General features: G+C 58.6%; 27 protein-coding genes and 1 pseudogene. 14 read left to right on the forward strand and 14 right to left on the reverse strand.

Annotation, left to right across the window (positions count from 1 at the left end):
* Window positions 1–6 precede the first annotated feature (6 nt).
* Entirely contained in the window at window positions 7–1,374 is a 1,368-nt protein-coding gene (radA, locus tag ACYZTM_RS11060; protein WP_131061854.1) for a DNA repair protein RadA, read from the reverse strand.
* A gap of 619 nt (window positions 1,375–1,993) precedes the next feature.
* On the opposite strand from radA, the gene mscL reads away from it, so the two are divergent.
* Window positions 1,994–2,407: a large-conductance mechanosensitive channel protein MscL gene (gene mscL, locus ACYZTM_RS11065; RefSeq protein WP_131061853.1), complete on the forward strand. Its 414-nt coding sequence runs from the start codon at window positions 1,994–1,996 to the stop codon at window positions 2,405–2,407.
* Between the two features lie 45 nt (window positions 2,408–2,452).
* On the opposite strand, the gene ACYZTM_RS11070 is transcribed toward mscL, so the two are convergent.
* Window positions 2,453–3,229, reverse strand: coding sequence for a ferredoxin--NADP reductase (locus tag ACYZTM_RS11070; RefSeq protein ID WP_131061852.1), 777 nt, complete (start codon window positions 3,227–3,229; stop codon window positions 2,453–2,455).
* A gap of 339 nt (window positions 3,230–3,568) precedes the next feature.
* Here ACYZTM_RS11070 and ACYZTM_RS11075 point away from each other — a divergent pair, with 339 nt between their 5' ends.
* Complete coding sequence (locus tag ACYZTM_RS11075; protein ID WP_131061851.1) at window positions 3,569–4,279, forward strand: autoinducer binding domain-containing protein; 711 nt, start codon at window positions 3,569–3,571, stop codon at window positions 4,277–4,279.
* A gap of 188 nt (window positions 4,280–4,467) precedes the next feature.
* Window positions 4,468–5,592, forward strand: a complete 1,125-nt coding sequence (locus tag ACYZTM_RS11080) for a methyltransferase (protein WP_131061850.1) — start codon at window positions 4,468–4,470, stop codon at window positions 5,590–5,592.
* A 79-nt stretch (window positions 5,593–5,671) separates the two neighbouring features.
* Here ACYZTM_RS11080 and ACYZTM_RS11085 read toward each other — a convergent pair whose 3' ends face one another.
* From ACYZTM_RS11085 to ACYZTM_RS11095, 3 genes are read right to left on the reverse strand one after another with little or no spacing between them, the layout of a single operon-like run.
* Window positions 5,672–5,839 carry a DUF2474 domain-containing protein gene (locus tag ACYZTM_RS11085; RefSeq protein WP_010467474.1) on the reverse strand — a complete coding sequence of 56 codons (168 nt, stop codon included), beginning with the start codon at window positions 5,837–5,839 and terminating at the stop codon, window positions 5,672–5,674.
* A 57-nt stretch (window positions 5,840–5,896) separates the two neighbouring features.
* Window positions 5,897–6,904 carry a cytochrome d ubiquinol oxidase subunit II gene (gene cydB / locus ACYZTM_RS11090; protein WP_131061849.1) on the reverse strand — a complete coding sequence of 336 codons (1,008 nt, stop codon included), beginning with the start codon at window positions 6,902–6,904 and terminating at the stop codon, window positions 5,897–5,899.
* A 3-nt stretch (window positions 6,905–6,907) separates the two neighbouring features.
* Entirely contained in the window at window positions 6,908–8,350 is a 1,443-nt protein-coding gene (locus ACYZTM_RS11095) for a cytochrome ubiquinol oxidase subunit I (RefSeq protein WP_461988632.1), read from the reverse strand.
* Window positions 8,351–8,835: 485 nt separating this feature from the next.
* On the opposite strand from ACYZTM_RS11095, the gene ACYZTM_RS11100 reads away from it, so the two are divergent.
* From ACYZTM_RS11100 to ACYZTM_RS11110, 3 genes and pseudogenes are all read left to right on the forward strand, one after another.
* Window positions 8,836–10,074, forward strand: coding sequence for an MFS transporter (locus ACYZTM_RS11100; RefSeq protein WP_461988634.1), 1,239 nt, complete (start codon window positions 8,836–8,838; stop codon window positions 10,072–10,074).
* Between the two features lie 84 nt (window positions 10,075–10,158).
* A pseudogene (locus ACYZTM_RS11105) lies at window positions 10,159–10,438 on the forward strand (type II toxin-antitoxin system RelE/ParE family toxin).
* A 13-nt stretch (window positions 10,439–10,451) separates the two neighbouring features.
* Window positions 10,452–10,739 carry a HigA family addiction module antitoxin gene (locus ACYZTM_RS11110; protein WP_131061846.1) on the forward strand — a complete coding sequence of 96 codons (288 nt, stop codon included), beginning with the start codon at window positions 10,452–10,454 and terminating at the stop codon, window positions 10,737–10,739.
* A 6-nt stretch (window positions 10,740–10,745) separates the two neighbouring features.
* Here the strand turns inward: ACYZTM_RS11110 and ACYZTM_RS11115 are convergent, their stop codons facing one another.
* Window positions 10,746–11,297 (reverse strand): DJ-1 family glyoxalase III, encoded by a 552-nt coding sequence (locus ACYZTM_RS11115; RefSeq protein WP_131061845.1) that lies wholly within the window; start codon window positions 11,295–11,297, stop codon window positions 10,746–10,748.
* A 67-nt stretch (window positions 11,298–11,364) separates the two neighbouring features.
* Window positions 11,365–11,823, reverse strand: coding sequence for a DUF4879 domain-containing protein (locus tag ACYZTM_RS11120; protein WP_178083847.1), 459 nt, complete (start codon window positions 11,821–11,823; stop codon window positions 11,365–11,367).
* 214 nt (window positions 11,824–12,037) lie between these two features.
* Between ACYZTM_RS11120 and ACYZTM_RS11125 the strand changes: the two genes are divergently transcribed.
* Window positions 12,038–13,333: an NCS2 family permease gene (locus tag ACYZTM_RS11125; RefSeq protein ID WP_131061844.1), complete on the forward strand. Its 1,296-nt coding sequence runs from the start codon at window positions 12,038–12,040 to the stop codon at window positions 13,331–13,333.
* Entirely contained in the window at window positions 13,330–14,409 is a 1,080-nt protein-coding gene (trmA, locus tag ACYZTM_RS11130) for a tRNA (uridine(54)-C5)-methyltransferase TrmA (protein ID WP_461988638.1), read from the forward strand. The genes ACYZTM_RS11125 and trmA overlap by 4 nt, the downstream gene beginning before the upstream one ends.
* A 53-nt stretch (window positions 14,410–14,462) precedes the next feature.
* On the opposite strand, the gene ACYZTM_RS11135 is transcribed toward trmA, so the two are convergent.
* The 3 genes from ACYZTM_RS11135 to ACYZTM_RS11145 all read right to left on the reverse strand — a co-directional run bounded on the left by ACYZTM_RS11135 (window position 14,463) and on the right by ACYZTM_RS11145 (window position 15,754).
* On the reverse strand, window positions 14,463–14,909 hold the full coding sequence (locus tag ACYZTM_RS11135; RefSeq protein ID WP_461988640.1) for a DUF2442 domain-containing protein: 447 nt from the start codon (window positions 14,907–14,909) through the stop codon (window positions 14,463–14,465).
* Entirely contained in the window at window positions 14,906–15,334 is a 429-nt protein-coding gene (locus ACYZTM_RS11140; RefSeq protein ID WP_461988642.1) for a DUF4160 domain-containing protein, read from the reverse strand. The genes ACYZTM_RS11135 and ACYZTM_RS11140 overlap by 4 nt, the downstream gene beginning before the upstream one ends.
* 213 nt (window positions 15,335–15,547) lie before the next feature.
* Entirely contained in the window at window positions 15,548–15,754 is a 207-nt protein-coding gene (locus ACYZTM_RS11145) for a tautomerase family protein (protein WP_059402046.1), read from the reverse strand.
* 110 nt (window positions 15,755–15,864) lie between these two features.
* On the opposite strand from ACYZTM_RS11145, the gene ACYZTM_RS11150 reads away from it, so the two are divergent.
* The 3 genes from ACYZTM_RS11150 to ACYZTM_RS11160 all read left to right on the forward strand — a co-directional run bounded on the left by ACYZTM_RS11150 (window position 15,865) and on the right by ACYZTM_RS11160 (window position 18,217).
* Complete coding sequence (locus tag ACYZTM_RS11150; protein ID WP_461988644.1) at window positions 15,865–16,776, forward strand: LysR family transcriptional regulator; 912 nt, start codon at window positions 15,865–15,867, stop codon at window positions 16,774–16,776.
* 140 nt (window positions 16,777–16,916) lie between these two features.
* Window positions 16,917–17,357 carry a type II 3-dehydroquinate dehydratase gene (gene aroQ / locus ACYZTM_RS11155; protein WP_131061838.1) on the forward strand — a complete coding sequence of 147 codons (441 nt, stop codon included), beginning with the start codon at window positions 16,917–16,919 and terminating at the stop codon, window positions 17,355–17,357.
* A 5-nt stretch (window positions 17,358–17,362) separates the two neighbouring features.
* Entirely contained in the window at window positions 17,363–18,217 is an 855-nt protein-coding gene (locus tag ACYZTM_RS11160; RefSeq protein ID WP_461988647.1) for a shikimate dehydrogenase, read from the forward strand.
* Window positions 18,218–18,274: 57 nt separating this feature from the next.
* Here ACYZTM_RS11160 and ACYZTM_RS11165 read toward each other — a convergent pair whose 3' ends face one another.
* Window positions 18,275–18,952, reverse strand: coding sequence for a TetR/AcrR family transcriptional regulator (locus tag ACYZTM_RS11165; protein WP_461988649.1), 678 nt, complete (start codon window positions 18,950–18,952; stop codon window positions 18,275–18,277).
* Between the two features lie 103 nt (window positions 18,953–19,055).
* Window positions 19,056–20,957, reverse strand: coding sequence for a 3-dehydroshikimate dehydratase QuiC (gene quiC, locus ACYZTM_RS11170; RefSeq protein WP_461988651.1), 1,902 nt, complete (start codon window positions 20,955–20,957; stop codon window positions 19,056–19,058).
* Between the two features lie 387 nt (window positions 20,958–21,344).
* Between quiC and ACYZTM_RS11175 the strand changes: the two genes are divergently transcribed.
* Window positions 21,345–22,646, forward strand: coding sequence for an MFS transporter (locus ACYZTM_RS11175; protein WP_461988653.1), 1,302 nt, complete (start codon window positions 21,345–21,347; stop codon window positions 22,644–22,646).
* Between the two features lie 145 nt (window positions 22,647–22,791).
* Here ACYZTM_RS11175 and ACYZTM_RS11180 read toward each other — a convergent pair whose 3' ends face one another.
* Window positions 22,792–23,670, reverse strand: a complete 879-nt coding sequence (locus ACYZTM_RS11180; protein ID WP_461988655.1) for a DMT family transporter — start codon at window positions 23,668–23,670, stop codon at window positions 22,792–22,794.
* A gap of 245 nt (window positions 23,671–23,915) precedes the next feature.
* Window positions 23,916–24,692: an IclR family transcriptional regulator gene (locus tag ACYZTM_RS11185; RefSeq protein WP_461988657.1), complete on the reverse strand. Its 777-nt coding sequence runs from the start codon at window positions 24,690–24,692 to the stop codon at window positions 23,916–23,918.
* Between the two features lie 240 nt (window positions 24,693–24,932).
* Here ACYZTM_RS11185 and ypfJ point away from each other — a divergent pair, with 240 nt between their 5' ends.
* Together ypfJ and ACYZTM_RS11195 are read left to right on the forward strand one after the other, a co-directional pair.
* The gene (ypfJ, locus tag ACYZTM_RS11190) at window positions 24,933–25,820 is read left to right on the forward strand and encodes a KPN_02809 family neutral zinc metallopeptidase (RefSeq protein WP_131061833.1); all 888 of its coding nucleotides are present in this window, start codon (window positions 24,933–24,935) and stop codon (window positions 25,818–25,820) included.
* Window positions 25,821–26,780 carry an alpha/beta fold hydrolase gene (locus ACYZTM_RS11195; protein ID WP_131061832.1) on the forward strand — a complete coding sequence of 320 codons (960 nt, stop codon included), beginning with the start codon at window positions 25,821–25,823 and terminating at the stop codon, window positions 26,778–26,780.

The raw sequence follows: 26,780 nt of genomic DNA on the forward strand, positions 1-26,780 counted from the left end.
GGCAGGTTATTCGAACAATGCGTCGAGGGCCTGCTCCAGCCGGGTGACAGCAATAATCTGCAACCCCGGCGGCGCTTCTTTAGGCGCATTGCCCTTGGGCACGATGGCGCGTTTGAAGCCATGTTTTGCCGCTTCCTTCAAGCGTTCCTGGCCACTCGGCACCGGGCGCACTTCGCCCGACAGCCCGACTTCACCGAACACCAGCAAATCATGCGGCAACGGCCGGTTGCGCAAACTGGACATGACCGCTGCCATCAACGCCAGGTCGGAGGCCGTTTCCAGAACCTTCACCCCGCCGACCACGTTGAGGAAGACGTCCTGATCGTGAGTCGGAATGCCGCCGTGACGATGCAGCACCGCCAGCAACATCGCCAAGCGATTCTGATCCAGACCCAGCGTGACCCGACGCGGGTTCGCCAAGTGGCTGTCATCCACCAGCGCCTGGACCTCCACCAGCATCGGTCGCGTCCCTTCCCACGTCGCCATGACCACGCTGCCCGGCACTTCCTCCTGCGCCCGGGTCAGAAAAATCGCCGACGGGTTGGAGACTTCTTTCAGGCCCTTGTCGGTCATGCCGAAAACGCCCAATTCATTGACGGCGCCGAAACGGTTTTTCACCGCGCGTAGCAGACGCAGGCGCCCATCGGATTCACCTTCGAAATACAGCACCGTATCGACCATGTGTTCCAGCACTCGCGGGCCGGCCAATGCGCCTTCTTTCGTTACGTGGCCGACCAGGAAAATCGCGGTGCCGCTCTGTTTGGCATAACGCACCAGCAACGCCGCACTTTCCCGAACCTGCGACACGCCGCCCGGTGCCGACTGCAGTTGTTCGGTGAAGATCGTCTGAATGGAGTCGATCACCATGACCTTGGGCTTTTCGACCCGGGCGGTGGCAATGATGGTTTCGATGCAGGTTTCAGTCATCACCCGCAGCTGATCCTGAGGCAAGCCGAGACGGCGGGCGCGCATGGCCACTTGCTGCTGGGATTCTTCGCCGGTCACGTACAGCGCCGGCATGACTTTGGCGAGGTTGCACAAGGTTTGCAGGAGAATGGTCGACTTGCCGATGCCCGGATCACCGCCGATCAGCACCACCGAACCATCCACCAGGCCGCCACCCAACACCCGATCGAGTTCGCTGGACGCGGTGGAGAAGCGCGGAATCTCTTCGACGCTGACTTCGGCCAGGGTCCTGATCTGTGCCTGCTGGCCAGTCCAACCGGTGCGACCGCTGGGTGCTGCGGCACCGCCACTCTCGACCATGGTTTCGGTCAGCGTGTTCCAGGCGCCGCACTCGCCGCACTGGCCGGCCCACTTGGGGAAGGTTGAGCCGCACTCGGTGCAGCCGTACATGCGCTTGGCCTTGGCCATCTGAACTCCCGGCAAAAACCGCGATGATAGCTCAGCTGGGTTGCCTCAGCGCAGTGAAGTTACCAGCGGACCTTCGGTAGTAACCAGGTCGTCCCTGCATTGATTAACGAATAATAACTTATGGGAAAATGTACAACTTCACCTAGATAGATATCGATCTTTAGCCAATCATTAAATATCAAATCTGTACAAGCCTTTTATATTTTAATACCCAATGTACAACTCACCCATAATTTCAATGCACCAACAGCAATACTCATGTAAAAATCCTATTCACTCAAAGCGCTTACTTTGACAGCTCTCCATTCCTTCAGATTGAGTTTTCACATCGCCCAACTTTCAAGCAATCATTCACGACTTCATCTTGTCTACCCCCTACACAGCAAAGGTCGCTTACCAATAAATCAAAGAAGGAACAGCACCGCGCACCGCTCAGATAAAAAATTCGAGATCTGTACCGGTGCCTGCACACCGATGATGGCATTTTATAAACTTTTCCCCAGCGATCGGGTCGATGGTAGCGCCCCCCCCCCCCCCCGCAAACGGTTGTTTCGAGCAAAATGAGTTTTGCTGAATTACACTGCGCTCACCAACCTCATCTGTAACAAGGAAATAACCTATGGGCGTGATAAGTGAGTTCAAGGCCTTCGCGGTCAAAGGTAATGTGGTCGACATGGCCGTCGGTATCATCATCGGCGCTGCGTTCGGCAAGATCGTTTCATCGTTTGTCGGCGACGTGGTGATGCCGCCAATCGGCCTGTTGATCGGTGGGGTGGACTTCAGTGACCTGGCCGTTACGCTCAAGGCAGCCAACGGGGATGTCCCGGCGGTGCTGCTGGCCTACGGTAAGTTCATCCAGAGCCTGATCGACTTCATCATCGTCGCCTTCGCGATCTTCATGGCCGTCAAAGCCATCAACCGTCTGAAACGCGAAGAGGCCGTTGCGCCAACCCTGCCGCCGGTTCCAACCAAGGAAGAAGAGCTGTTGAGCGAGATCCGTGACCTGCTCAAAGCACAGAACAATCGGCCTTGAAGGCTGATTGCATGCAGAAACGGCGCCTTCGGGGCGCCGTTTTTTTTACCAGAAGTTTTCCACCGCCACCTGGCCGGGTCGTCGACTGAGGCTCAAGTGCATGTCGCGTTGTTTGAGCAATTTGCGCGTGTCATCAATCATCTGTGGGTTGCCGCAGAGCATGACCCGCGAGTGTTCGGCCCTCAGCGCCACCCCTGCCACCCGCTCCAATTCACCATTTTCTATCAGCGTAGTGATTCGCCCGTTCAGGGCACCGGGGTGCTGCTCGCGCGTAACGGTAGCGATGAACTGCAATTTGTGCGCGTAATCGGCCAGATAGTCGCGCTGTGCCAACCCCGCGATCAGCTCCAGATAAGCCAGCTCACGGGCCTCGCGTACGCTGTAGACCAGTATGATCCGCTCGAATTTCTCCCATACCTCGAAGTCCTGCAGGATGGACAGGAACGGTGCCACGCCCGTGCCTGTGGATAACAACCAGAGATCTCGACCATCGACAAAACGATCCAGGGTCAGGTAACCAAAGGCCTGACGGTCAATCAGCAGCGTATCGCCGACCTCCAGCCGGCTCAGCTCACTGGTGAACTCCCCGCCAGGCACGACGATGGAAAAGAACTCGAGAAACTCGTCATAGGGCGAGGAGACCATTGAATAGGCGCGCCACACCGTGCTGCCGTCGGACCGGGTCACGCCAAGCCGGGCGAATTGCCCCGCGCGAAAACGAAAGCCGGGGTCTCTGGTGACCCGCAACGTGAACAGGTTGGGGGTCATCGGCTGAACGTCGGTCAGGGTCTGGCGAGTGAATTTTTCTGCACTGGCGGTCATGGGGTACTCCATTCAACGGATGCCCCAGTGTCCCGCAAAGTGAAGGATGTAAACACCGATGATTTGTAGTGGCTTTGGACAACATACCTTTTTGCCGTCATTACTGCGTTTTGAATCTGGCGTCGCCTAACATTAACCAGAAGGTACAAAACGAGTGCAAATAATTGAATGGTGTGGCACATGCAACTAGTCGCTCCGGGCTAAGAACCAGTTATGTATTTTTAAGTCTTTTCAAGAGCGAAAAAATTGCAACACAGGCGTAGGAATAATCCTACACTCGTGGCGTGGTGGATTTCGGATCCAATCAGCACCCCAAGATACCTGCATGGAGTTGCATCGATGGAAATGTGGATGGAGTCACAATTAAGACAGATATCTAACGCGAGGGATATTGAGTCTGCATACCGGATGTCACTTGATCTGGTCCAAGACCTTGGCTTTAATTTTTGCGCTTTTTCAATAACTTCGCATGCACGTGGCCCGCACTTCGAGAGAGTGAATCTTAATAACTACCCACGCGACTGGAACTTGAAATATGAAAAGGACCACTACGTCGATATAGACCCAATACTAGCTCATTGCAATCACTCAACACTGCCCATTTTGTGGGGAGAAGAAGCCTACTCAAAGACCCCAACGCTGTGGCAAGCACAGAAACAACTCGGGTTGCAGTATGGCTGGTCGCAATCGCTTCATGGCGACCGCGGGCTCTGCAGCATGCTCAGTCTGGCCAGAAGCAACGATCCCATCACCCCCTATGAGTTGTATGAAAAACTGGGTTACACGATCTTCATCAGCCACCAGCTGCATGGGCTCGTCGCAAAAAAACTGCCTTTACGCGTGAATGATCCCTGCAAACCTCATTTATCAGCACGCGAAATCGAGATTCTCAGGCTGTCGGCCGATGGCAAAACCGCATGTGAAGTAGGCATGATCCTCAACATTACTGAACGCACCACAAATTTTCATATCTGCAGCGCCATCAAAAAACTGGGCGTCAACAACAAGATCGCCGCCGTCATCGCAGCGGCAAGGGCCTGCATGATCTGAGCAGTGCGCGCAAATACCCGAGGTCGAAAAACCCGCGAGTATTCCAAAAGAAAAAAACGTACCATTTGCGGTTCCTCCAGAGTGATGACGAGTGAAACATTACGTCGCAGTCCACTCGGACGGCCCCGCCCGCTTCACGCTTCAGGCAGCGGGACACACACCCGTTGACTACCCAGAGCCCCCGCCTCATGCCCCTGCTCGAAACACCCTTCGCCCAACTCGATCTGATCCGTCAGCCAGAACAGCAGAACGAACCGCTGCAAGCTTTCGATGCTGCAGACGAATACCTGCTCAATCATCTGGCCGAGCAGCAACCGGCCGCGGACACCCGAGTACTGGTGCTCAACGATAGCTTCGGCGCATTGGCAGCGAGCCTGGCGGGAAAAGTCCTGGTGACCAGCAGCGGCGACTCTTTCCTGGCCTTTCAGGGCCTGGAAAAGAATCTGATCCGCAACGGCCAGGCATTTGATGCGGTGCCGGTTGTTCCGGCGAACGAAGTGTTCACCGGCCCGTTTGACCGTGTGTTGATCCGGGTGCCGAAAACCCTGGCCTTGCTGGAAGAGCAACTGATTCGCCTGCAAAGCCAACTGGCTCCAGGCGCTCAGGTGATTGCAGCAGCGATGGTCAAGCACCTGCCTCGCGCCGCGGGTGATCTGCTGGAACGTTACATCGGCCCGGTGCAAGCCTCGTTGGCGGTGAAAAAAGCCCGGCTGCTGATTGCAACACCTGAAGCCAAGACCCCAGCCGTGTCCCCCTACCCTTCACGCTATCAACTCGACACCCCGGCGATCGAACTGCTGAACCACGCCAATGTGTTCTGCCGCGAGGGGCTGGACATCGGCACACGAGCCTTTCTCCCACACTTGCCGCAGAACCTCGGCACAGCGCGCGTCGCCGACCTCGGTTGCGGAAACGGCGTATTGGCAATTGCCAGCGCTCTGCAAAACCCTGATGCCCATTACACGCTGGTGGACGAGTCGTTCATGGCAGTGCAATCAGCGGCTGAAAACTGGCGCGCTGCGTTGGGTGATCGTGACGTGATCGTGCGCACTGGCGATGGCCTGGCCGGACAAGAGGCACAATCGCTGGACCTGGTGCTGTGCAATCCACCGTTTCACCAGCAACAGGTCGTCGGCGACTTTCTCGCCTGGCGGATGTTCCAGCAGGCGCGCGAAGCCTTGGTGACCGGAGGTGCGCTGTACATCGTCGGCAACCGCCACCTGGGTTACCACAGCAAGCTCGCGCGGCTGTTCCGTGGCGTTGAGCAAGTGGCGGCCACGCCGAAATTCGTCATTCTTAAAGCCCGCAAATAATCGCACATAAAAAAAACCCTCCGTGGCAGGAGGGTTTGAATCCGTGCCGCAAGGCAACGGGATGGGAATGTCGTGTGTTTCAGTGCGTGGACAGACCTGCGGCGTTCATGAACATGCGCATCAGGCTGGCCACGATAAACAGGGCCCCCACGCTACCGACCCAGATCAAGGCCAGCCAACCGAGCCGCTGCCAAAGCGGTTTTTTCTCTGCTGCCTTGATTTCCTCCAGGGAATGTTTGCCAGCCATCATCGTGACCTCCTTTGAAACGGCGCAGGAATCGACCCTGCGCCATGGTCGTGCGTTCTAGTGATAACCATCTTCGTGAGTCACCTTGCCGCGGAACACGTAGTAGCTCCAGAAGGTGTAACCCAGGATGAACGGGATGATGAACAGCGTACCGACCAGCATGAAACCCTGGCTTTGCGGTGGTGCAGCGGCGTCCCAGATCGAGATCGAGGGCGGCACGATGTTGGGCCACAGGCTGATGCCCAGGCCGCTGTAGCCCAGGAAGATCAGCACCAGTGTCAGCAGGAATGGCGTGTAGTTCGCATTGCGAGCCACGGCGCGGATCAGACCGTACATGGTCACCAGTACCAGAATCGGCACCGGCAGGAACCAGAACAGGTTCGGCAGGGTAAACCAGCGAGCCGCGATCTCGGCATGGGCCAGAGGGGTCCAGATACTGACGATACCGATCACCGCCAACACCACGAATGCCAACGGCCGCGCCAGATTATGCATCTGCTCCTGCAACTTGCCTTCGGTCTTCATGATCAGCCAGGTGCAGCCCAGCAGCGCATAAGCCACCACCAACGCCAAGCCGCAGAACAGGGTGAACGGTGTCAGCCAGTCCAGTGAGCCGCCTGCAAACTGGCGATTGACCACCGGCATGCCATCGATGAAGGCCCCCAGCGCCACACCCTGGAAGAAGGTGGCGGCAATCGATCCACCGATGAACGCCTTGTCCCACAGATGGCGCTTGTCGTCCTTGGCCTTGAAGCGGAACTCGAACGCCACGCCACGGAAAATCAGCCCGATCAGCATGAAAATCAGCGGCAGGTACAGCGCCGAGAGCACCACCGAATAGGCCAGCGGAAACGCACCGAACAACGCCGCGCCGCCCAGTACCAGCCAGGTTTCGTTGCCGTCCCAGACCGGGGCGACAGTGTTCATCATCACGTCACGGTCGGTCTTGCCCGGGATGAACGGAAAGAGAATCCCGATCCCCAGGTCGAAGCCGTCCATGACCACGTACATCATGATGCCGAAGATGATGATCACGGCCCAGATCAGCGGAAGATCAATACCCATGACTTAAATCTCCTTGGTCAGGCTGGGGCTGTGGTCAACGTCTGCGCCATCGTCGTCGGCAGCGGAAAGCGGACGGGCCGGGGTGCGTTTCTGGCCAGGGCCACCGTCGTTGGTTTCCTTGCCTTCGTCGATCTTCGGCCCTTTGCGCACCAGGCGCATCATGTAGCCCAGACCGGCACCGAACAGCGCGAAATACACCACAACGAACAGGATCAGCGTGATGCTCATCTGCATGAAGCTGTGATTGGAGGACGCGTCCGCCGTGCGCATCAGGCCATAGATCACCCACGGCTGACGGCCGATTTCAGTGGTAAACCAACCGGCGAGGATCGCGATCAGGCCGGACGGGCCCATCCACAATGCCAGGTAGAGGAACGGTCGCGAGGTGTACAGCTTGTCGCTTTTGCGCAGCCACAGGCTCCACAGGCCGGTGAAGATCATCAGCATGCCCAGCCCCACCATGATCCGGAACGACCAGAAAACGATGGTCGAATTCGGCCGGTCTTCAGGTGGAAAGTCCTTGAGCGCCGGCACTTGCTTGTCCAGGGAATGCGTCAGGATCAGGCTGCCCAAGTACGGAATTTCCACCGCGAATTTGGTCCGTTCTTCTTTCATGTCCGGCCAGCCGAACAGGATCAGCGGGGTCGGCTCATCGCCGTGATTTTCCCAATGACCTTCGATCGCGGCGATTTTCGCCGGCTGATGCTTGAGCGTGTTGAGACCGTGAAAGTCACCGATGACGGCCTGAATCGGCGCCACGATCAAGGCCATCCACATGGCCATCGAGAGCATGGTGCGGATCGCCGGGTTGTCCTTGCCGCGCAGCAAGTGCCAGGCCGCCGACGAGCCGACGAAGAAGGCGGTCGCGACGAACGCGGCCGTTGCCATGTGCATCAGGCGGTAGGGGAATGACGGGTTGAAAATCACTGCAAACCAGTCGGTTGGAATGACCTGGCCATTGATGATTTCGAACCCCTGTGGGGTTTGCATCCAGCTGTTGGAGGCGAGAATCCAGAAGGTCGAGATCAGCGTGCCGATGGCGACCATGACCGTGGCGAAGAAGTGCAGGTTGCGCCCGACCTTGTTCCAGCCGAACAGCATGACACCGAGGAAACCGGCCTCAAGGAAGAACGCTGTCAGGACTTCGTACGTCAGCAAGGGCCCGGTCACGGACCCGGCGAAGTCCGAGAAACGGCTCCAGTTGGTGCCGAACTGATAGGCCATGACCAACCCGGAAACCACGCCCATGCCGAAGTTGACGGCAAAGATCTTCGACCAGAAATGGTACAGATCGCGGTAAGTGTCGTTGTTCGTCTTCAGCCACAGGCCTTCGAGCACCGCCAGGTAACTCGCCAGGCCAATGGTGATGGCCGGGAACAGGATGTGGAACGAGATGGTGAATGCGAACTGAATTCGGGCGAGATCAAGCGCCTCCAAACCGAACATAAGTCTTCCTCTGTCAGGTAATACCGGCTGAAGGCTTGCGGCCTACACCCACTGCCCCCACGGATATGGAGTGTGGCGAATTTGAATTCGTTCTTTTTTTACTAGCATCACAACGTAGGGAGTCTGGCCATCTGGCCGCCGGATCATTTCCACAAGGGTCTTGATCTGGATCAAGCAATGGTTAAAAGAGTAGTCCCATTTTTAACGATGGACGGTGTGGTCTTTTGACGCGTGACAGGTTGCCTCATAGCTTTGCTCATGAACTGAAACACATTACCTGTGGGAGCGGGCTTGCTCGCGAAAGCGATCTGTCTGTCACCTTTATGGTGGATGTGCCGACGTCTTCGCGAGCAAGCCCGCTCCCACAGGGGATTTCTGTATTTCTGGAGATCGGTGTCTAGCTAACTAAATCTTCCCGACCTGCAACTTCTGGTTACAGGTTGGTGATAATCTCGACCCTCCCCTCGCTCAAGACCTGCCCTCAGATGCCCAGCCAAGCGCCCTTGCTGTTACGTCATCACCGTCCTTTTATTGCGTTCTGGTTGGCTCGGGTGTTCACCGCCAGCGGTTTTCAGATGCTCACCGTGGCCATCGGCTGGAATCTGTATCAACTGACCGGCAATGTGCTCGACCTGGGTTTGGTAGGTCTGGTGGAGTTTGCCCCGCGGGTGCTGTTCATGCTGCACACCGGGCACGTCGCGGACCGCTATGACCGGCGCAAGGTCGCGGCGATCTGCCAGTCCCTGCAAGCGTTGATCGCCCTGTCCCTGGCCATCGGCAGCGCGACCGATCATGTCACCCGGGAGATGATCTTCATCCTCGCGTTCCTGCTCGGCGCCGCGCGCTCGTTCGAGATGCCGACCACCCAGGCCTTGCTGCCGAGCATCGTGCCCAGCGCGCTGTTCCCCCGCGCCGTCGCCGCCGCGCAGTCGGCTCAACAATCAGCCACCATCGTCGCCCCTGCCGTTGGTGGTTTGCTCTATGCCTTCGGCAGTGTCTGGGTGTATGGCCCGACGGTGATTCTCTACATCATTGCCTGCTTGCTGATGCTCAACCTACCGGCCCGGCAAACGCCGCTGAACAAGGGCAAGGCGACCCTGGATTCGTTGCTCGCAGGTATCCGCTTCATTCGCAGTCGCCCGGACATTCTCGGGGCGATTTCCCTGGATCTGTTTGCGGTATTGCTCGGCGGTGCGACGGCGTTGCTGCCGGTGTTCGCCAAGGACATCCTGTTGACCGGCCCATGGGGCCTGGGCCTGTTGCGTTCAGCCCCGGCAGTTGGTGCGTTGCTGATGTCGCTGTACCTCGCGCGATTTGCCGTGGAGCGCAAGGTAGGGCGAGTGATGTTCACGGCCGTCGGTGTGTTCGGCGTCGCGACCATCTCATTCGGCCTCTCGACTTCGTTCTGGTTTTCACTGGCCGTGCTGGTGGTGTTGGGTGCAGCGGACATGATCAGCATGGTGATCCGCGCCTCCTTCGTGCAACTGGAAACCCCGGACGAAATGCGCGGCCGCGTCAGCGCCGTGAACGGTTTGTTCATTGGCGCTTCGAACCAGTTGGGCGAGTTTGAATCCGGCCTCACCGCCCATTGGTTCGGCACCGTGCCGGCGGTGGTCATGGGTGGGATTGGCACGCTGGTGGTGACTGGGGCGTGGATCAAACTGTTCCCGACCCTGGCCAACCGAGACCGCATGCATGTGCCGGTGGAAGAAGTGAAGGCCTGAAGCAGTTTTCGATCACAGTTTTGCCGATCAGGTGCACTACATAAATAGTGCATTAAGTGTAATGTATCGCCTTACACTTTCTCCATGATCAAATCCTTTCAACACAAAGGCCTTCGTGGCTTCTATGAAACAGGTTCGACTCGCGGGATTCGCGCAGACCATGCAAAGCGTCTGTCTCGGATGCTTCAGTTCATGGACCGTGCAGCGTTGCCTGGCGACCTCGACCTGCCGGGATGGCGATTGCACCCACTCCGGGGTGAGTGGCCGAATACTGGTCATTGAGCGTTTCGGGGGAACTGGCGAGTTACTTTTTGGTTTTATCGGCTCGGATATCGAACTGGTCGATTATCTGGATTACCACTGACAGGAGGCAGGACATGCCCATGCACAACCCGCCGCACCCCGGTGAAACGCTTTTGACGGATGTATTACCCGAGCTAGGCATCAGTGTCACTGAGCTGGCCCGCCACTTGGGGTTCGCTCGCCCGCATCTTTCGCGCGTATTGCATGGCCACGCGCCGATTAGTCCGGATCTGGCGGTGCGTCTCGAACGAGCCGGAATTGGCAAGGCGCGGATGTGGTTAGGGGTTCAGGCCGACTACGACCTCTGGCAAGCGGAACATCGTGAGCAACCGTTTATCGAACCCATTGCCATTCACGCCTGACACTTTTCAAATCACCAACTCCCCCGCCACAGCCGTCCGCGTGGCTTTACCGCAGAGTTGCTCCACCAGCGTCAGGGCAAACTGCAGGGCCGCACCCGATCCCTGCGCGGTGATGCAGTTGCCATCCACCACCACCGGCTGGTCAACAAAGTTGCAGCCCGACAATTGATGGCTGGCCGATGGCAGGCAGGTCATGCGCCGCTGACGTAATACGCCAAAGGTTTGCAACGCCAGTGCCGGGGATTCACCGATGCCGGCGAACAGACGCCCGGCGGCGGCCTGGTCCTTGATCAACTGTTGTAGGGGTTGATGGGCGGCGAGGTGTTGCGAGCCTACCTCTCCGCCGGGCAGCGCGATAAGGTCGAACGGCTGGGCCAGCAAATCCACCAGCATCGCATCGGCGGTCAGGCGGGTACCGCGGGCACACGTGAGCATGCGCCGCCCTTCGATGCTCGCCACCACCACTTCAACCTTGGCGCGGCGCAGCACATCGATCAGGGTCACGGTTTGCAGGTCATCGATGCCCTCGGCGAGGGTAATCAAAGCTCTAAAGGTCATGGGCACGGTCCACAGGATGATCTTTAAAGCGTAGTCAGCTTTCCTGCCCCTTGTTCGAGCGCAGGCGTTACTTGATGTAAAGCTGGGTCGACATCTTATCGCCCGGTGCATTGATCGAGGTGTTGCTGAACGTGAAGATCCCGTCCTGCTTGCCCGCAAGATTGAAGATATACAGATAGCCGACGGTTTTTTCTCCAGGCGTGCACTCGGTCAGGTTGCCGGTTTGAAAGGCACACACCGGCGTCCGGGTGCCGTTCACTTCAAAACCATCCAGCGCGACATGCGGACTGGGACTACCGTAGCCGACTTCCAGTACATAGACCTTGATGCTCGGACCGCTGTGGTTGCAACTCGTCTCGGTCTGCCCTTCGGCAATGTTTTCATAACTACAGCCCGGCGATTCGACCTTGACCACTTTCAACTGGCTCAATCGCGGCGCCATCGCCGCCGAGGCAGTTTGCGCCCCCAGCAACAACGCCATCGCGACGCCAATAACCGCAACCCCACACTTTTTAATGCAATCCATAACGCCCCCCAAAACCAGCGCGCAGTATGGCTCACTTCGCTTTACGGCAAAACATCGACGACGATCACAGCCATAAGCAGCCACAACCCCACGCTGCTGGTATGATGCGCGGCTTTTTCCGACCCACAGAAAATTACCAGGCGCCTTCAACGGTCTGTGCTTTGCTGTTGAGGTCGATACATTCACGGCGCCGGGCGCGCCACGGGGAGCAGACATGCTGGAAAGGCTGTTTCAACTCAAGGCACACAACACCAACGTGCGGACCGAGATTCTGGCGGGCGTCACGACCTTCTTGGCCATGGCCTACATTCTGTTCGTCAACCCGAGCATTCTCGGCGAGACCGGCATGGACAAGGGCGCGGTGTTTGTCGCGACCTGTCTGGCGGCGGCAATCGGTTCCGCGGTGATGGGCCTGATCGCCAACTACCCGATCGCGCTCGCGCCGGGCATGGGCCTGAACGCCTTCTTCACCTACACCGTGGTCCTGCACATGGGCCACACCTGGCAAGTAGCGCTGGGGGCGGTGTTTATCTCCGCGGTGCTGTTCTTCCTGCTGTCGATCTTCCGCATCCGCGAATGGATCATCAATAGCATCCCGCTGCCGCTGCGCTCGGCGATTGCGGCCGGTATCGGTCTGTTCCTGGCGCTGATCGCCCTGCATAACGCCGGCATCGTGGTCAGCAACCCGGCCACCATGGTGGGCCTCGGTGACTTGAAGCAACCTGCTCCGATCCTCGCGACCCTTGGCTTCGCCCTGATCGTCGCCCTCGAAGCGCTCGCCATACGCGGCGCGGTGCTGATCGGCATTCTGGTTGTGACCATCGCGTCCATCGCATTGGGCTTCACCCCGTTCGGCGGCGTGATGTCGATGCCACCGTCCCTGGCGCCGACCTTCCTGCAACTGGACATCAAAGGTGCGCTGGATATCGGTCTGGTCAGCGTGATTTTCGCCTTCCTGTTCGTCGACCTGTTTGATAACTCCGGCACCCTGATCGGCGTCGCCAAACGCGCCGGCCTGATGGGCAAGGACGGCCACATGCCAAAAATGGGCCGCGCCCTGATCGCCGACAGCACCGCGGCCATGGCCGGTTCGCTGCTCGGCACCTCGACCACCACCAGCTACATCGAATCCGCCGCCGGCGTGAGTGCCGGGGGCCGCACCGGCCTGACTGCCATCGTGGTGGCGATTCTGTTCCTGCTGGCGCTGTTCTTCTCGCCATTGGCCGCCAGCGTCCCGGCGTTCGCCACTGCACCGGCGCTGCTGTTCGTCGCGGTGTTGATGACATCCGGACTGGCCGAAATAGACTGGGATGACATCACCGTTGCCGCACCAGTCGTGATCACCGCGCTGGCCATGCCATTCACGTATTCCATCGCCAACGGCATCGCCTTCGGTTTCATCTCTTGGACCGCGATTAAACTGCTGTCCGGCCGTGGCCGTGAGCTGAACCCGGCGCTGGTGATTCTGTCGATTTTGTTTGTGATCAAGTTGGGTTGGTTCAACGCATGACTTTTGATTCCCAGGCCTACGCCGCTCAGCTCGAAGAAAAGGTCACGCGCCTGCGCGACCTGTTGGCCCCGTTCGATGCGCCAGAACCTGCGGTGTTTGACTCGCCGCTGAAAAATTTCCGCCTGCGTGCCGAATTCCGCCTGTGGCGCGAAGGCGGCGATCGTCATTACGCGATGTTTTCCCAGGAAGACAAACGCACGCCGATCCTGATCGAAGAGTTCCCGATTGCCAGCCTGCGCATCAATGAATTGATGCCACAGCTCAAGGCGGCATGGAAGGCTAGCGCGGCGCTGAGCCACAAGCTGTTTCAGGTGGAGTTCCTGACCACCCTGGCCGGCGACGCGATGATCACCCTCTGCTATCACCGCCCGCTGGACGAACACTGGCACACGGCGGCATCGAAACTGGCCACCGACCTGAACGTCAGCGTTATCGGTCGCTCGAAAGGCAAACGCGAAGTGATTGGCCATGATTACGTGGTCGAAAAACTGGAAGTCGGTGGCCGCACGTTCAGCTACCGCCAGCCCGAAGGCGCCTTCACCCAGCCTAACGGTACCGTGAACCAGAAAATGCTCAACTGGGCTTACGACGCCCTCGGCGATCGCCCGGACGATTTGCTGGAGCTGTATTGCGGCAACGGCAACTTCACCCTGCCTCTGGCGACCCGCGTGCGCAAAGTGCTGGCCACCGAAATCAGCAAGACTTCGGTTAATGCCGCACTGAGCAACCTCAGCGAAAACGCTGTGGATAACGTCACCCTGGTGCGTTTGTCCGCCGAAGAGCTGACCGAAGCCTTGAACGAAGTCCGCCCGTTCCGGCGCCTGCACGGCATCGACCTGAAGAGTTACGAGTTCGGTAGCGTCTTCGTCGACCCGCCTCGCGCCGGCATGGACCCGGACACCTGCGAGCTGACCCGGCGCTTCGACAACATCCTCTACATTTCCTGCAACCCGCAAACCCTGGCGGCCAACATCGCCCAGTTGCACGACACCCATCGCATCACTCAGTGCGCGATGTTCGACCAGTTTCCGTGGACACATCACATGGAATCCGGGGTGTTGTTGACGCGTCGTTGAATGGCAGTTGCAGCTATAAAAAAGCCGTCAAACGACGGCTTTTTTGTGGGTGTTCAATCGGTGATATCTGCCTTTCGCGGACGCCCGCCTTTACGGCCATTAGCCCGCGCAGCCTCGGCCTTGGCGGCGCTGCTTTGGCGACCATTGCGCGAGGCAATGACCGAGGCAGCCATGTCCATCAAAGGCTTGCTCGCCGAAATCATCCCGGCGATGGACACGTGCAGATCCTTGCCTTCATGGCACAGGGCGGTGCCGGAAAAGCCGACTTTCAAGTCCGCAAAATCCTCGACGTCGAAATCATCAAATTCCGAATAGTTCTGCACGGGCAGCAGCACGCCACTGCCATCCATGAAACTGACCGCAAGACAAGGTTCCACAAACCTCACCGAAGTGACCTGCAATCCATTTTTTTGACGCACTTGCCCGCGTTGGATGGCTTCATCGAGCACTGCCTCGGTGACGGGCCGATCAGCCAGCATTCCTGCCTGTATCGTTTTCATAGTTGGATCTCCACACCCTCCGGAACGCCGATCAGCGCCAGCAGGGTCTTGTTCATCTCGGGTTCATAGCAAGCCGAGCCAATCATCCAGGTCGTACTCGCAATCCTTTTTACCACCACGACTTCGCTGGTCTGCCAGTCCCATTTCTGATGATCGAGACAGACCGTCTGCAGCTTGTCCCACCAGATGGCCCGGGCGCGACGCAAGTGGGCGGGTTGTCCGAGTGCGTGACGCAATCCTTCCAGCACTGCCACAGGTGGCCGATTTGAATGAGGCACCACATCCCACAGCTCGACACTGTTGTGCCAAAAGCAGAATTTGAAGCGTGCACTCCAGCTTCCGGCGTCCACATGCGCGTGCGGCGGGCAGTGCTCATCGCGCAACATGATCACCATTGAAAACCCTTTGTAGCTGAATAATCGCATACTAACCCATCCGTTAGGTTAATGAGCCAAAAGGCCCGACACTCCCTGGAAAATCCGACAATTGGCTCTGTACCAAATTCGTCTTCACGCCTCTGAGACTAGCGCCAAGCCTCGCCTTGAGCCGGTGGATAACTGCGCAAAATAGTAAGCAATCCTTTCCCCGCGCCAACAAAAAAACCGTCACGAGGACGGCTTTCCTGGCTTGGCACACAATCATCCCGGCTGGTTTTTTCGATACTCGGTGGTGGTGATACCCGCATAACCCCAGTTATCGGTATCGACTTCTTCGATAACGATATGGGTCAGTTCCGGTGGCTTGCCGAGAACGCGCTTCAAGGTGTCGGTGATTTCGGCGATGACCTGGGCTTTCTGCTCTCGGGTGACGCCGTCACGGGTGATTCGTACGCTGACGAAAGGCATGATGCTGCTCCTGTCCGAGTTCAAGTTAGATGCCAGTCAAGTAAAGCACTGCTTCGGCGATTTCATCTACAGTGGCGCAGTCCCTCATTTGATCCCCGGTGTCATCAATCATGCAGCGAGTATTCGACGATCTTCAGTTGGGCAGCATCGAACTGTTTTGCCTGGCGGCCGAGGCCGGCAGCTTTACCGCGGCCGCATTGGTGGCCGGCGTAACACCGGCAGCGGTGAGTCGTTCGGTGTCGCGCATGGAAGAACGTCTGGGCGTGCGTTTGTTTGCGCGTACTACCCGCAGCGTCAAGCTGACCGACAGTGGCCGCCGCTATTACGAGGAATGTCGTCAGGCACTGGCGCAACTGGTCGAGGCTCAGCGCGAGGTCATGGGCCAGCAACAGCAACCGTCCGGCACGCTGCGCATCAGTATTCCCACGACGTATGCGCACCACCGGATCTTGCCGTTGTTGCCCGCGTTTCGGGCGCGCTTTCCCGACGTGAAAGTCGAGTCACACATCAGCAATCGCAACATTGATTTCGTGGGTGAAGGTTATGACATGGCGATCCGCGTGCGGGCGATTCCGGATTCCGGCCTTATCGCCCGGCACCTTGAGGACGCCGCGCTGGTGACGATTGCCAGTCCCGATTACTTGAAGCGTGCGGGTGTCCCGCAAAACCTGGACGACCTTGCGCAGCACGAATGCATTCAGTACGAACTGCCCAGCAGCGGTCGACGCATTGCCTGGCTTTTTAACGACAACGGCGCACCGCGGGAGATTCTTGCCGAGGGCAGCCTCAGTTGCTCCGACGATGTGCTCGGCGGCGTGACCTTGGCCAAACACGGGGCGGGATTGTTTCAGACTTACCGGTTTATTGTCGAAAACGAACTGGCCGATGGCTCGTTGGTGGAAGTGCTCAAACGTTATGGCGGGCGCTCCCGACCGTTCACCCTGCTCTATCCACAGAGCCGTCATATGCCGCTGAGACTGCGGGCATTTATCGATTTTCTGGTCGAACATCTGCCACGCTGAGCATCTCGACTGTCCGATCACCGCACACATAACCTCAATGAAAGCGCTCTTCAATTGACCGAACTAACCAGCTGGTACAATTTATCTCCACAGGCTGAACACCACAGCCCATTCCAAAAATAATATGTGGAGAGACTTCGATGTCCCCTATCGTTCTGGTGCTCAACGGCCCGAATCTGAACCTGCTCGGCACTCGCGAACCGGCGACTTACGGTCGCGAAACCCTGGCAGACATCTCGGCGCTGTGCGCACGCGCCGCCGAAGAATTCGGCCTGGCGGTGGAATTTCGCCAGACCAACCACGAAGGCGAATTGCTCGACTGGATTCACGCGGCCCGTGGCCGTTGCGCCGGGATCGTCATCAACCCGGCGGCCTGGACACACACTTCAGTCGCGATCCGTGATGCCTTGATCGCCAGCGAATTGCCGGTGATCGAAGTCCACCTGTCCAACGTTCACGCCCGCGAGCCCTTCCGACATCACTCCTTCGTTTCAGCCATTGCCACCGCTGTGATGGCGGGTTTCGGCAGCCATGGTTATCGCCTGGCGCTGGATTATTTCAGCCAACGTTTAAAGGGGTGAACGCCGTGACTCAGAACAACGTGGTACTGGCCGGGCTGATCGGCGCCGGCATCCAGGCTTCCCGCACCCCGGTGCTGCACGAGCATGAAGGTGATGCCCAGGGCTTGCGCTATCTCTATCGCTTGATCGACCTCGATCAGTTGAAGCTCGACAGCAGCGCCCTGCCCGATCTGTTGATGGCCGCCGAGCGCATGAACTTCACCGGCCTGAATATCACCTTCCCGTGCAAGCAGGCGATCATCCCGCTGCTTGACGAATTGTCGGCGGAAGCTCGCGGCATCGGGGCGGTGAACACGGTGGTGCTGAAGGACGGTAAACGCATCGGCCACAACACCGACTGCCTGGGTTTTGCCGAAAGTTTTCGTCGGGGATTGAAGGATGTTACCCGTGAGCGTGTAGTCCAGATGGGCGCTGGCGGCGCGGGTGCGGCAGTGGCCCACGCGCTGTTGAGCGAAGGCGTACAACTGTTGAGTATTTTCGACGTGGAGATCAGCCGCGCGCAGGCGCTGGCGGACAATCTCAATCAACACTTCGGCGCTGGCCGGGCCGTCGCCGCGCATGATTTGCCGAGCACGTTGGGTCAGGCGGATGGATTAGTGAACACCACGCCCATGGGCATGAAAAAACTCCCGGGCATGCCGGTGCCGGTGGATTTGCTTCGGGCTGAATTGTGGGTGGCGGAGATTGTTTATTTTCCGCTGGAAACCGAACTGCTACGCAACGCCCGCGCGCTGGGTTGCCGGACGCTGGATGGCGGCAACATGGCGGTGTTTCAGGCGGTGAAGGCGTTTGAATTGTTCAGCGGCGTGGTGCCGGATGTGCAGCGGATGTTGGCGCATTTTCAGAGCATGAATGGCTAAGGTAGAAAGTACGAGGGCTGCTTCGCAGCCCAACGGAGCGAGCTCCCTCGCCACAGGTCAGGCCTGCAGGTATCGCAAAACCGACTCGCAGATCATCTCCCGATGACGCTGCTTGATGCTTTCGTCCGGCAAGTCGATCTGAAAGATCTCACCGAAGGTATGGCGGTTCGACACTCGATAAAAGCAAAACGAGCTGATCAGCAAATGAACATCCAGCGGTTCAAGCTCTGAACGGAACACACCTTCTTCAGCGCCGCGACGCAAAATCACGCCCAGTGAGTCGAGGATGGTGTTGTTCATCGCCTTGATCGCATCGGAGCGCTTCACGTATTCAGCGTTGTGAATATTCTCGATGCTGACGATGCGCACGAAATCGACGTTGCGATCGTGGTGATCGAAAGTGAACTCCACCAGCCGCCGAATCGCCTCCACCGGTGTCAGTTCGGCCAGGTGCAGGTGGTTTTCCGTGTTGCGGATATCGCCGTAGAGTTTCTCCAGCACCTCGACGTAGAGCTGTTCCTTACTGCCGAAGTAGTAATAGATCATGCGTTTGGAGGTGTGGATGCGCTCGGCGATCGCATCGACGCGAGCACCGGAAAGCCCCTGCTGGACGAACTCGACAATCGCCTCTTGAAGGATGTTCTCGCGGGTCTTTTCCGGGTTGTTCTTGCGACTCTTGCGCGGCCCGGCAATCGGTTCGGCGGGCGCTGCGGAGAGTTCTGAAGTTATCGTCATTGCGGGCTCACGGCCATCACTGCACAGGCTGGCGATTATGGGCCGCGCCGCACAGTGAAGGAAGCCGCGCGGCAGCGGTTTGTACCCCGTGTTTACGATTTCCCTACAACTTTGTCTGACGTACGGCACCACTGCGGGATTTTGCCATGGCCGCCAGTCGCACCGCGACGTTGGCTGCGCCGTAACCCGCGTAACCGTTCTTGCGCTGGATAATTTCAAAGAAGAACCGCCCTTCGAACGGCTCGGTGTAGACATGGAACAGCTCGCCACCCTGAGCATCGCGGTCGTGGAGCACGTTGTAATAGGCCAGTTCGCTGAGGAACTCGTCGTCGAAATCGAACCGCGCGGCGAGGTCATCGTAGTAATTGAGCGGGATATCCAGCAGCGGCACGCCCGCCTCCTTGGCCCGGCTGACTTCGGCAAAGATGTCGTCGCAATCGAAGGCGATGTGATGCACGCCAGAGCCGCGATAACTCGACAGTGCATGTGAGATTGCGGTGTTGCGGTTCTCGGAAATGTTCAGCGGCAAGCGGATCGAACTGTCCCGGCTGCGCAGCGCCCGACTCTTTACCAGACCGTACGGGTCAGGCAGCACCACTTCATCGTCGGCTTCGAAATCCAGCAGGCTTTTATAGAAGAGCACCCAACTGTCGAGGCTGTCGGCCGGCAGCGCCATGGCCATATGGTCGATGCGCTTGAGGCCGCCGCTGGCCACGGCGGCGGGTTGCAGATTGAAGTCGGTGCCATAGACATCGGCGTCCTGGTCCACCAGATAAATCAGGCTGCCATCCGGCGCGCGTACCGCAGCGAGTTCCAGCTCGTTGGGGCCCACCAGCCCGCGATACGGCTGACCTTTATAGGCCACGGCCCGGGCCAGCGCACTGGCGCTGTCCTTGACCCGCACGGCAGTGGCGCACAGTGAAGGACCGTGAGCTTCGAAAAAACTGTGGGCAAACGAGTAAGGCTCGGAATTGAGGATCAGGTTGATATCGCCCTGGCGCAGCAGGCTCACGCTCTTGGAGCGATGTTGCCCGGCCTTGACGAAACCCAGTCGCTCCAGCCAATGGGAGAGTTTGGCGCCAAGGCTTTCGTCCACTGCGAATTCGAGGAACTCGATGCCGTTGTATTCGCTGGCCTTGGGCGTCTCGAACAGAATGTCGAGGCTGGCTGCCGGTGTCGCTTCCTGCGCCAGACGCTGGCGGGTTTTTTCCTCGAGATACAGCAACGAACGAAAACCGTCGGCGGCGTTGGCCCGAGGCGGTGCGGCGCGGAAACCGTCGTTGAAGATTTCCAGCGACAGCGGCCCGGTGTAACCACTCTTGATGATCGGTGCCAGGAAGCCCGGCAAGTCGAATTCGCCCTGGCCCGGGAAGCAGCGGAAATGCCGACTCCACTCCAGCACGTCCATCGCCAGAATCGGCGCGTCAGCCATTTGTACGAAGAAGATCTTGTCACCGGGAATATGGGCGATCGCACTCGGATCACCCTTGAGCGACAGCGTGTGAAAACTGTCCAGCAACACACCGAGGCTTGGGTGATCGGCCTGACGAACGATGTTCCACACCTGTTGCCAAGTGTTCACATGCCGGCCCCAGGCCAATGCTTCGTAGCCGATTCGCAACCCGCGCGCGCCGGCGTGTTCGGCCAGCAGGCGCAAGTCGTCGACTAAAATCTGTTCATCACCGATGGAGTCAGCCGAGGCGTTGCTGCACACCAGCACCAGGTCGGTGCCCAGTTCCTGCATCAGGTCGAACTTGCGCTCGGCCCGCTCCAGATTGCGCGGCAGTCGATCGCGACGGCAGCCTTCGAAGTCGCGGAACGGTTGAAACAGTGTGATCGCTATCCCGAGATCGGCGCACATCTGTTTGATTTCCCGCGGGCTGCCGTCGTAGTAGAGAAGGTCGTTTTCGAAAATCTCCACCCCGTCGAAACCGGCGGCGGCAATGGCTTCGAGTTTTTCCGGTAGGGTACCGCTCAAGGAAACGGTGGCAATGGAACGCTGCATGTTTCGACTCCCGGTGGTGGGGACAATCTTGTTAGAGGCATCGCACCCTTTTTGTAGGAGCGAAGCTTGCTCGCGAAGGCGATCTTGAGGACGCCATCGCCGGCAAGCCTGGCTCCTACAGGGATTGCGTTTATCGAGGGGGAAATTATTGGCCTGACGAACTCACACAGCAATTCAAAGTGTACTACCCAGTTAGTTTTGCGTGCGATTATCGAACACAATGCCCCTTGGCGAATTGACGATTTTTCGTCCACTGCCCACCATCGACGACACATTGAGTCCGGTCGCAGACATCGGTCTCGGTGACCAAAGACCCAGAACACCACATAAAAATAATCGGTGGCCTACATGACTCCTTCTCAAAGCTCTCCCGTGGAGCGTTCCTCCATGACTCCTGCCTCCGGGGGCATCGGCGACAAGATTCGCGGCGCCATGGCGGTCGGCAAAACCCGCTGGGGCATGTTGGCGCTGGTGTTTTTCGCCACCACGCTCAACTACATCGACCGCGCCGCACTGGGCGTCATGCAGCCCATCCTCGCCAAGGAAATGAGCTGGACGGCGATGGACTACGCCAACATCAACTTCTGGTTTCAGGTCGGCTACGCCATCGGATTCGTGCTGCAAGGCCGGCTGATCGATCGGGTCGGCGTGAAGCGCGTGTTCTTCTGCGCGGTGTTGCTCTGGAGCCTGGCGACCGGCGCCCACGGCCTGGCCACTTCGGCGGTCGGCTTCATGGTCTGCCGATTCATCCTCGGCCTGACCGAGGCCGCCAACTACCCGGCCTGCGTGAAAACCACTCGGTTGTGGTTCCCGGCCGGCGAACGCGCCGTGGCCACTGGCATCTTCAACGCTGGCACCAACGTCGGCGCGATGTTCACGCCAATGCTGCTGCCGCTGATCCTGCACGTGTGGGGCTGGCAGGCCGCGTTCCTGTGCATGGCGTCACTGGGCGGGATCTGGTTGCTGTTCTGGGGTTTGAAGTACTACAACCCGGAAGAGCATCCGAGCGTCAAACAATCGGAACTGGACTACATCCAGAAGGAAGTCGAACCGGAACAGACTCGCGTCCCGTTCTCGAAAATCCTGCGCATGCGTGGCACCTGGGCCTTCGCCCTCGCCTATTCCATGACCGCACCGGTGTTCTGGTTCTACCTGTACTGGCTGCCGCCGTTTCTCAATCAGCAATACAACCTGGGGATCAACGTGACCCAGATGGGTATCCCGCTGATCATCATCTACCTGACTGCCGACTTCGGCAGCGTCGGCGGCGGGATCCTCTCTTCATTCCTGATCGGCCGCGGCATGAACCCGATCAAGGCACGACTGATGTCCATGTTCCTGTTCGCCTGCTGCATCGTCGGCGTGATCATGGCGGCGGGTTCCAGCAGCCTGTGGGTCGCGGTGTTCGCCATCTCCCTGGCCATCGGTGCGCACCAGGCCTGGACCGCGAACATCTGGAGCCTGGTGATGGACTACACGCCTAAACACATGATGAGTACGGTGTTCGGCTTCGGCGGCATGTGCGCGGCCATCGGCGGGATGTTCATGACCCAGTTGGTCGGCCACATCCTGACGGTCACCAACAACAACTACACCGTACTCTTCACCCTGATTCCGGCGATGTACTTCATCGCCCTGACCTGGATGTACTTCATGGCGCCGCGCAAGATTCCTACCGTCACCGAGTAAAGCTCTGACGCAATACCCCTTGTGGGAGCGGCGGTGCGACGATTCGACTTGCTCGCGAATGCGGACTGTCATTCAACACTGATGTTGACTGATACATCGCATTCGCGAGCAAGCCCGCTCCCACAGCTCGTTGGCCGCAGGCCTTTTACCGACGACTCTGCCGCCACGCCGCCGCCAATCCGCTGCAGCAAATCACCGCGATCCCGACCACCGTGGTCAAGGTCGGTGAGTGGGAAAACAGCAGCCAGCCCAGCAAACCGGCGAAAACAATCTGGCAATAGCCGAACGGCGCCAACAGCGCAGGGGCGGCGTAGCGGAATGCCTGGGTCAGAAACAGGTGCGCCGTCATTCCGCACGCGCCCAGCGCCACCATCATGAATCCATGCCCAACGCTCGGTACTTGCCAGAAGAACGGCACCAGTGCGCTCATCACCAAGGTGTTGCACAGGCCAGCGAAGAAGTTGCTGGTGGTCGGGCTGTCGATGTTGCTGAGCTTGCGAGTGAGTAACTGATAGAAGCAGAAAAACAGCGCCGAGCAGAGCGGCAGCAGCACCGCTGGCGTGAACAGATCGCCACCGGGATGAACGATGATCAACACGCCGATAAATCCGCAAATCACTGCAATCCATTGACCACGGGTCACGCGCTCACCCAGCAACGGCACCGACAGCGCGGTCACCAGAACCGGAGCAAGAAAGTTGACCGCCGTCGCTTCGGCCAACGGGATGTATTGCAGGCCGGTGGTAAAAAACAAACTGGTGCCCAACAGACACAACGCCCTCACCAACTGCAGCATCGGCCGTTTGGTCCGTAGGACGCGCAACCCGGATTGCGGCAGAAAAATACCGGCCATCAACAAGGTGTGAACCACATAGCGGGCCCAGACCACCATCACGACCGGATAGAACCCCGACAGGTATTTGGAAAAGGCGTCATGACTGGAAAACAGGAAAGTGGCGACGACGATCAGCAAAATCCCTTTGAAGGGTTGGTTTACGCCGGAGAGCGGAGTGCTTGCTGTCATGGGTATCCCTTGCGAAGTGAAACGTGTCGCTGGCGGCGAATTCCAATAATTTAGAACCTGGTTCCAGATTCAAATACAAGCATAGGACGAAAGTGTTCGAATAACGCACAGTTTTGCGATCCACAAAAATCAAATGTGGGAGCGGGCTTGCTTGCGAAAGCGGTGTGCCAGACAACACAAAACTCACTGACCCACCGCTTTCGCGAGCAAGCCCGCTCCCACATTAGGTTGGCGGCAGACCATGGTTAACTGAGCAACTCCGACGCCAGACTCGCCGCCGACAATTCTTCGGCATACTTCGACAACAGCGGCGCCAACTCATGCAACCGCGCGCCCGGCATCCGCGCACTCGGCCCGGCGATGCTCAGCACACCAATCACCCGCCCCTCGCTCGGGTGCCGCACCACCGCCGCGATCGCCGAGGTGCCCACCGCCGAGCTCTCCTCGACCCAGGCATAGCCCTGCTCCCGCGCCAGACGCAGGCGCTCCAGCAATTCAATGTTGGAACGCGGTGCATTCGGCCCAAGGTCCTTAGGTCGCTCGCCGCCCTGGCGCTCCACCAGCGACAACGCCTCGGCATCGCTCATGCACGCCAGCCATGCATGGCCCGACGCGGTATAGAACAACGGCGCATCGCGGCCCATTTCCGGGTCGTAACGCAGGCCGGAACGAGCTCCCTGGGACTTGGCAATCCAGACCTGCCGCTCGCCTTCAATCACCCCGAGACGCACCAGTTCCCCGGTTTCCTGAGCCAGCCGATCCAGCACGGGTTGAACAATATCGGCGCCGCTGCCCGACAGGTAACGAAAACCCATCGCCACCAATTTTGTGGACAAGTGATACCGCAAGTTCTCCGGATTCTGCCGCACGTAACCCAGCCGAATCAGCTCCGCGAGCAGACGGTGGGTTGCGCTTTTAGGGATGTCCAGTTGCTCCGCGAGCCTCTGCATCGGCAGACCGCGAGGGTCACTGGTGAGGCTTTCCAGCACGCTGAAGACTCGTTCGATCTGACTGCCGGCCATGGGAGGTTCCACATACAATTTGCCTGATTCTAGAAGATGAACCGAGTAATGCGAAATCTGGAACCCGATGCTCAATTGGCCTACTCGATAAAAACCCACCCGCTTACGGAATTCGATGGGTTATCCATGTTCCTACAGTCTGCAAGTCTACCGACCAGTGCGAAAAGCCGGACAGCCGGACTGGCGCCGCCCCCACACACCAGCAACACTCATCACCACGGACAATCAGAGGATTCCCACATGCTATGGAAAAAAGGCCGACGCAGCGACAACGTGGTCGACGCCCGTGGTGATGGCGGCGGTGGCGGCGGGATGCGCTTTGGTGGCGGCAAAGGCCTGAGCCTGACCGCGATCATCCTGATTGTCGGGATCGGCTGGATCACCGGCCAGGACCCGATGCAAATCCTCGGACAACTGACCGGGCAAATGACCGAGCAATCGGCTCCGGCCACCAACCAGAGCCGCAAGGCCCCGCCGGCCAATGATGAAGGCGCCGAATTCGTGCGCTCGATCCTCGGCGATACCGAGGATACGTGGGGCCAGATTTTCCAGCAGGCGGGTCGACAGTATAAGAACCCGACGCTGGTGCTGTTCAGCAACCGGGTGAACTCGGCGTGCGGCATGGCGACATCGGCGACCGGGCCGTTCTATTGCCCCGCCGACCAGAAGGTCTACCTGGACACGGCTTTTTTCCAGGAAATGTCGCAACGCTTTTCCGCTGCAGGTGACTTCGCTCAGGCCTACGTCATCGCGCACGAAGTCGGACATCACGTTCAGACGTTGCTCGGCGTTTCCGCAAAAATTCAGGCAGCCCGCCAGCAAGGCCGGCAGATGGAAGGCGATGGCGGACTGTTGGTGCGCCAGGAGTTGCAGGCCGATTGCCTGGCCGGTGTCTGGGCCAACAATGCGCAGCAGCGTCTGAACTGGCTGGAACCGGGTGACATCGAAGAAGCCTTGAATGCGGCCAACGCTATCGGCGACGACCGTTTGCAACAAAAAGGTCAGGGCCGCGTGGTACCGGACTCGTTTACCCATGGCACATCGGCGCAAAGGGTGCGCTGGTTTAAAACCGGATTTGCGCAAGGCCAGGTGGGCCAGTGCGATACCTTTGCGGCGAAAACTCTGTAAATGAAAAATTGGCTGTTGATTGTGTTGTTCACGTGCGCAAGCACCCAGGCCGCGGAGCATGGCGTCAAGGAGCTCAGCCCCGGGCGATTGTTGTTGAAAGAAGGCGAGATGGCGGTGAGCCTTGGCCCGGCGCCAGCGAAAATCGAACGCGTGCTGATCATCATCCATGGTCGTTTACGCAATGCTGAAACCTATCGCCAGAGCGCCGAGCGCGCGGCGGAACTGGCCGGGCAAAGTGCAAGCACCCTGGTGATCGCCCCGCAATTCCTCAACGAAACCGACATCGCGCTTCATCCGGTGGCGGACACAGTGTTGCGCTGGCAGGGCAATGACTGGATGGCAGGAGGTTTATCCACCGCTCCTTTTGCGCTGAGTTCCTATGCAGCCCTCGATCAAATCATCGAGAGAGTCAGTGACCGCCGGCAATTTCCGGATGTGAAGCAAATCATCATCGCCGGGCACTCCGGTGGTGCTCAGGTGGTTCAGCGCTATGCGCTGCTGGCGCGTGAGCAACCGGCCCTGACGGCCGCCGGCGTGAAGCTTCGCTACGTCGTCGCCAACCCTTCGTCCTACGCGTACTTCAATGAGCAGCGGCCGGTGGCGTTCAACCATGCGGCGTGTCCCGGGTTCAATCGCTGGAAGTACGGGCTGACGGATTTACCCGTTTATGCCAGTGGGCAAACGGCACCGCAAATTGAAGGCAATTACGTCAAACGGGACGTGACTTATCTGCACGGGCAGCAAGATACCGACCCGCAACATCCGGCGCTCGACAAAGGTTGCGAGGCCAAAGCCCAGGGTGCTTATCGTTTGGTTCGCGGGCAGAATTTTTTCAGTTACCTGCTGCGTCGGAATCCGAAAGGGGTCAATCAGCGGCTGGTTGAAGTGCCGGGGGTTGGGCATAACGGGGATGGAATGTTGACGTCGCCGGAGGGGCAGAAGGTGTTGTTTGGTCAGTGA

The organism is Pseudomonas sp. MDT2-39-1 (assembly GCF_054898085.1).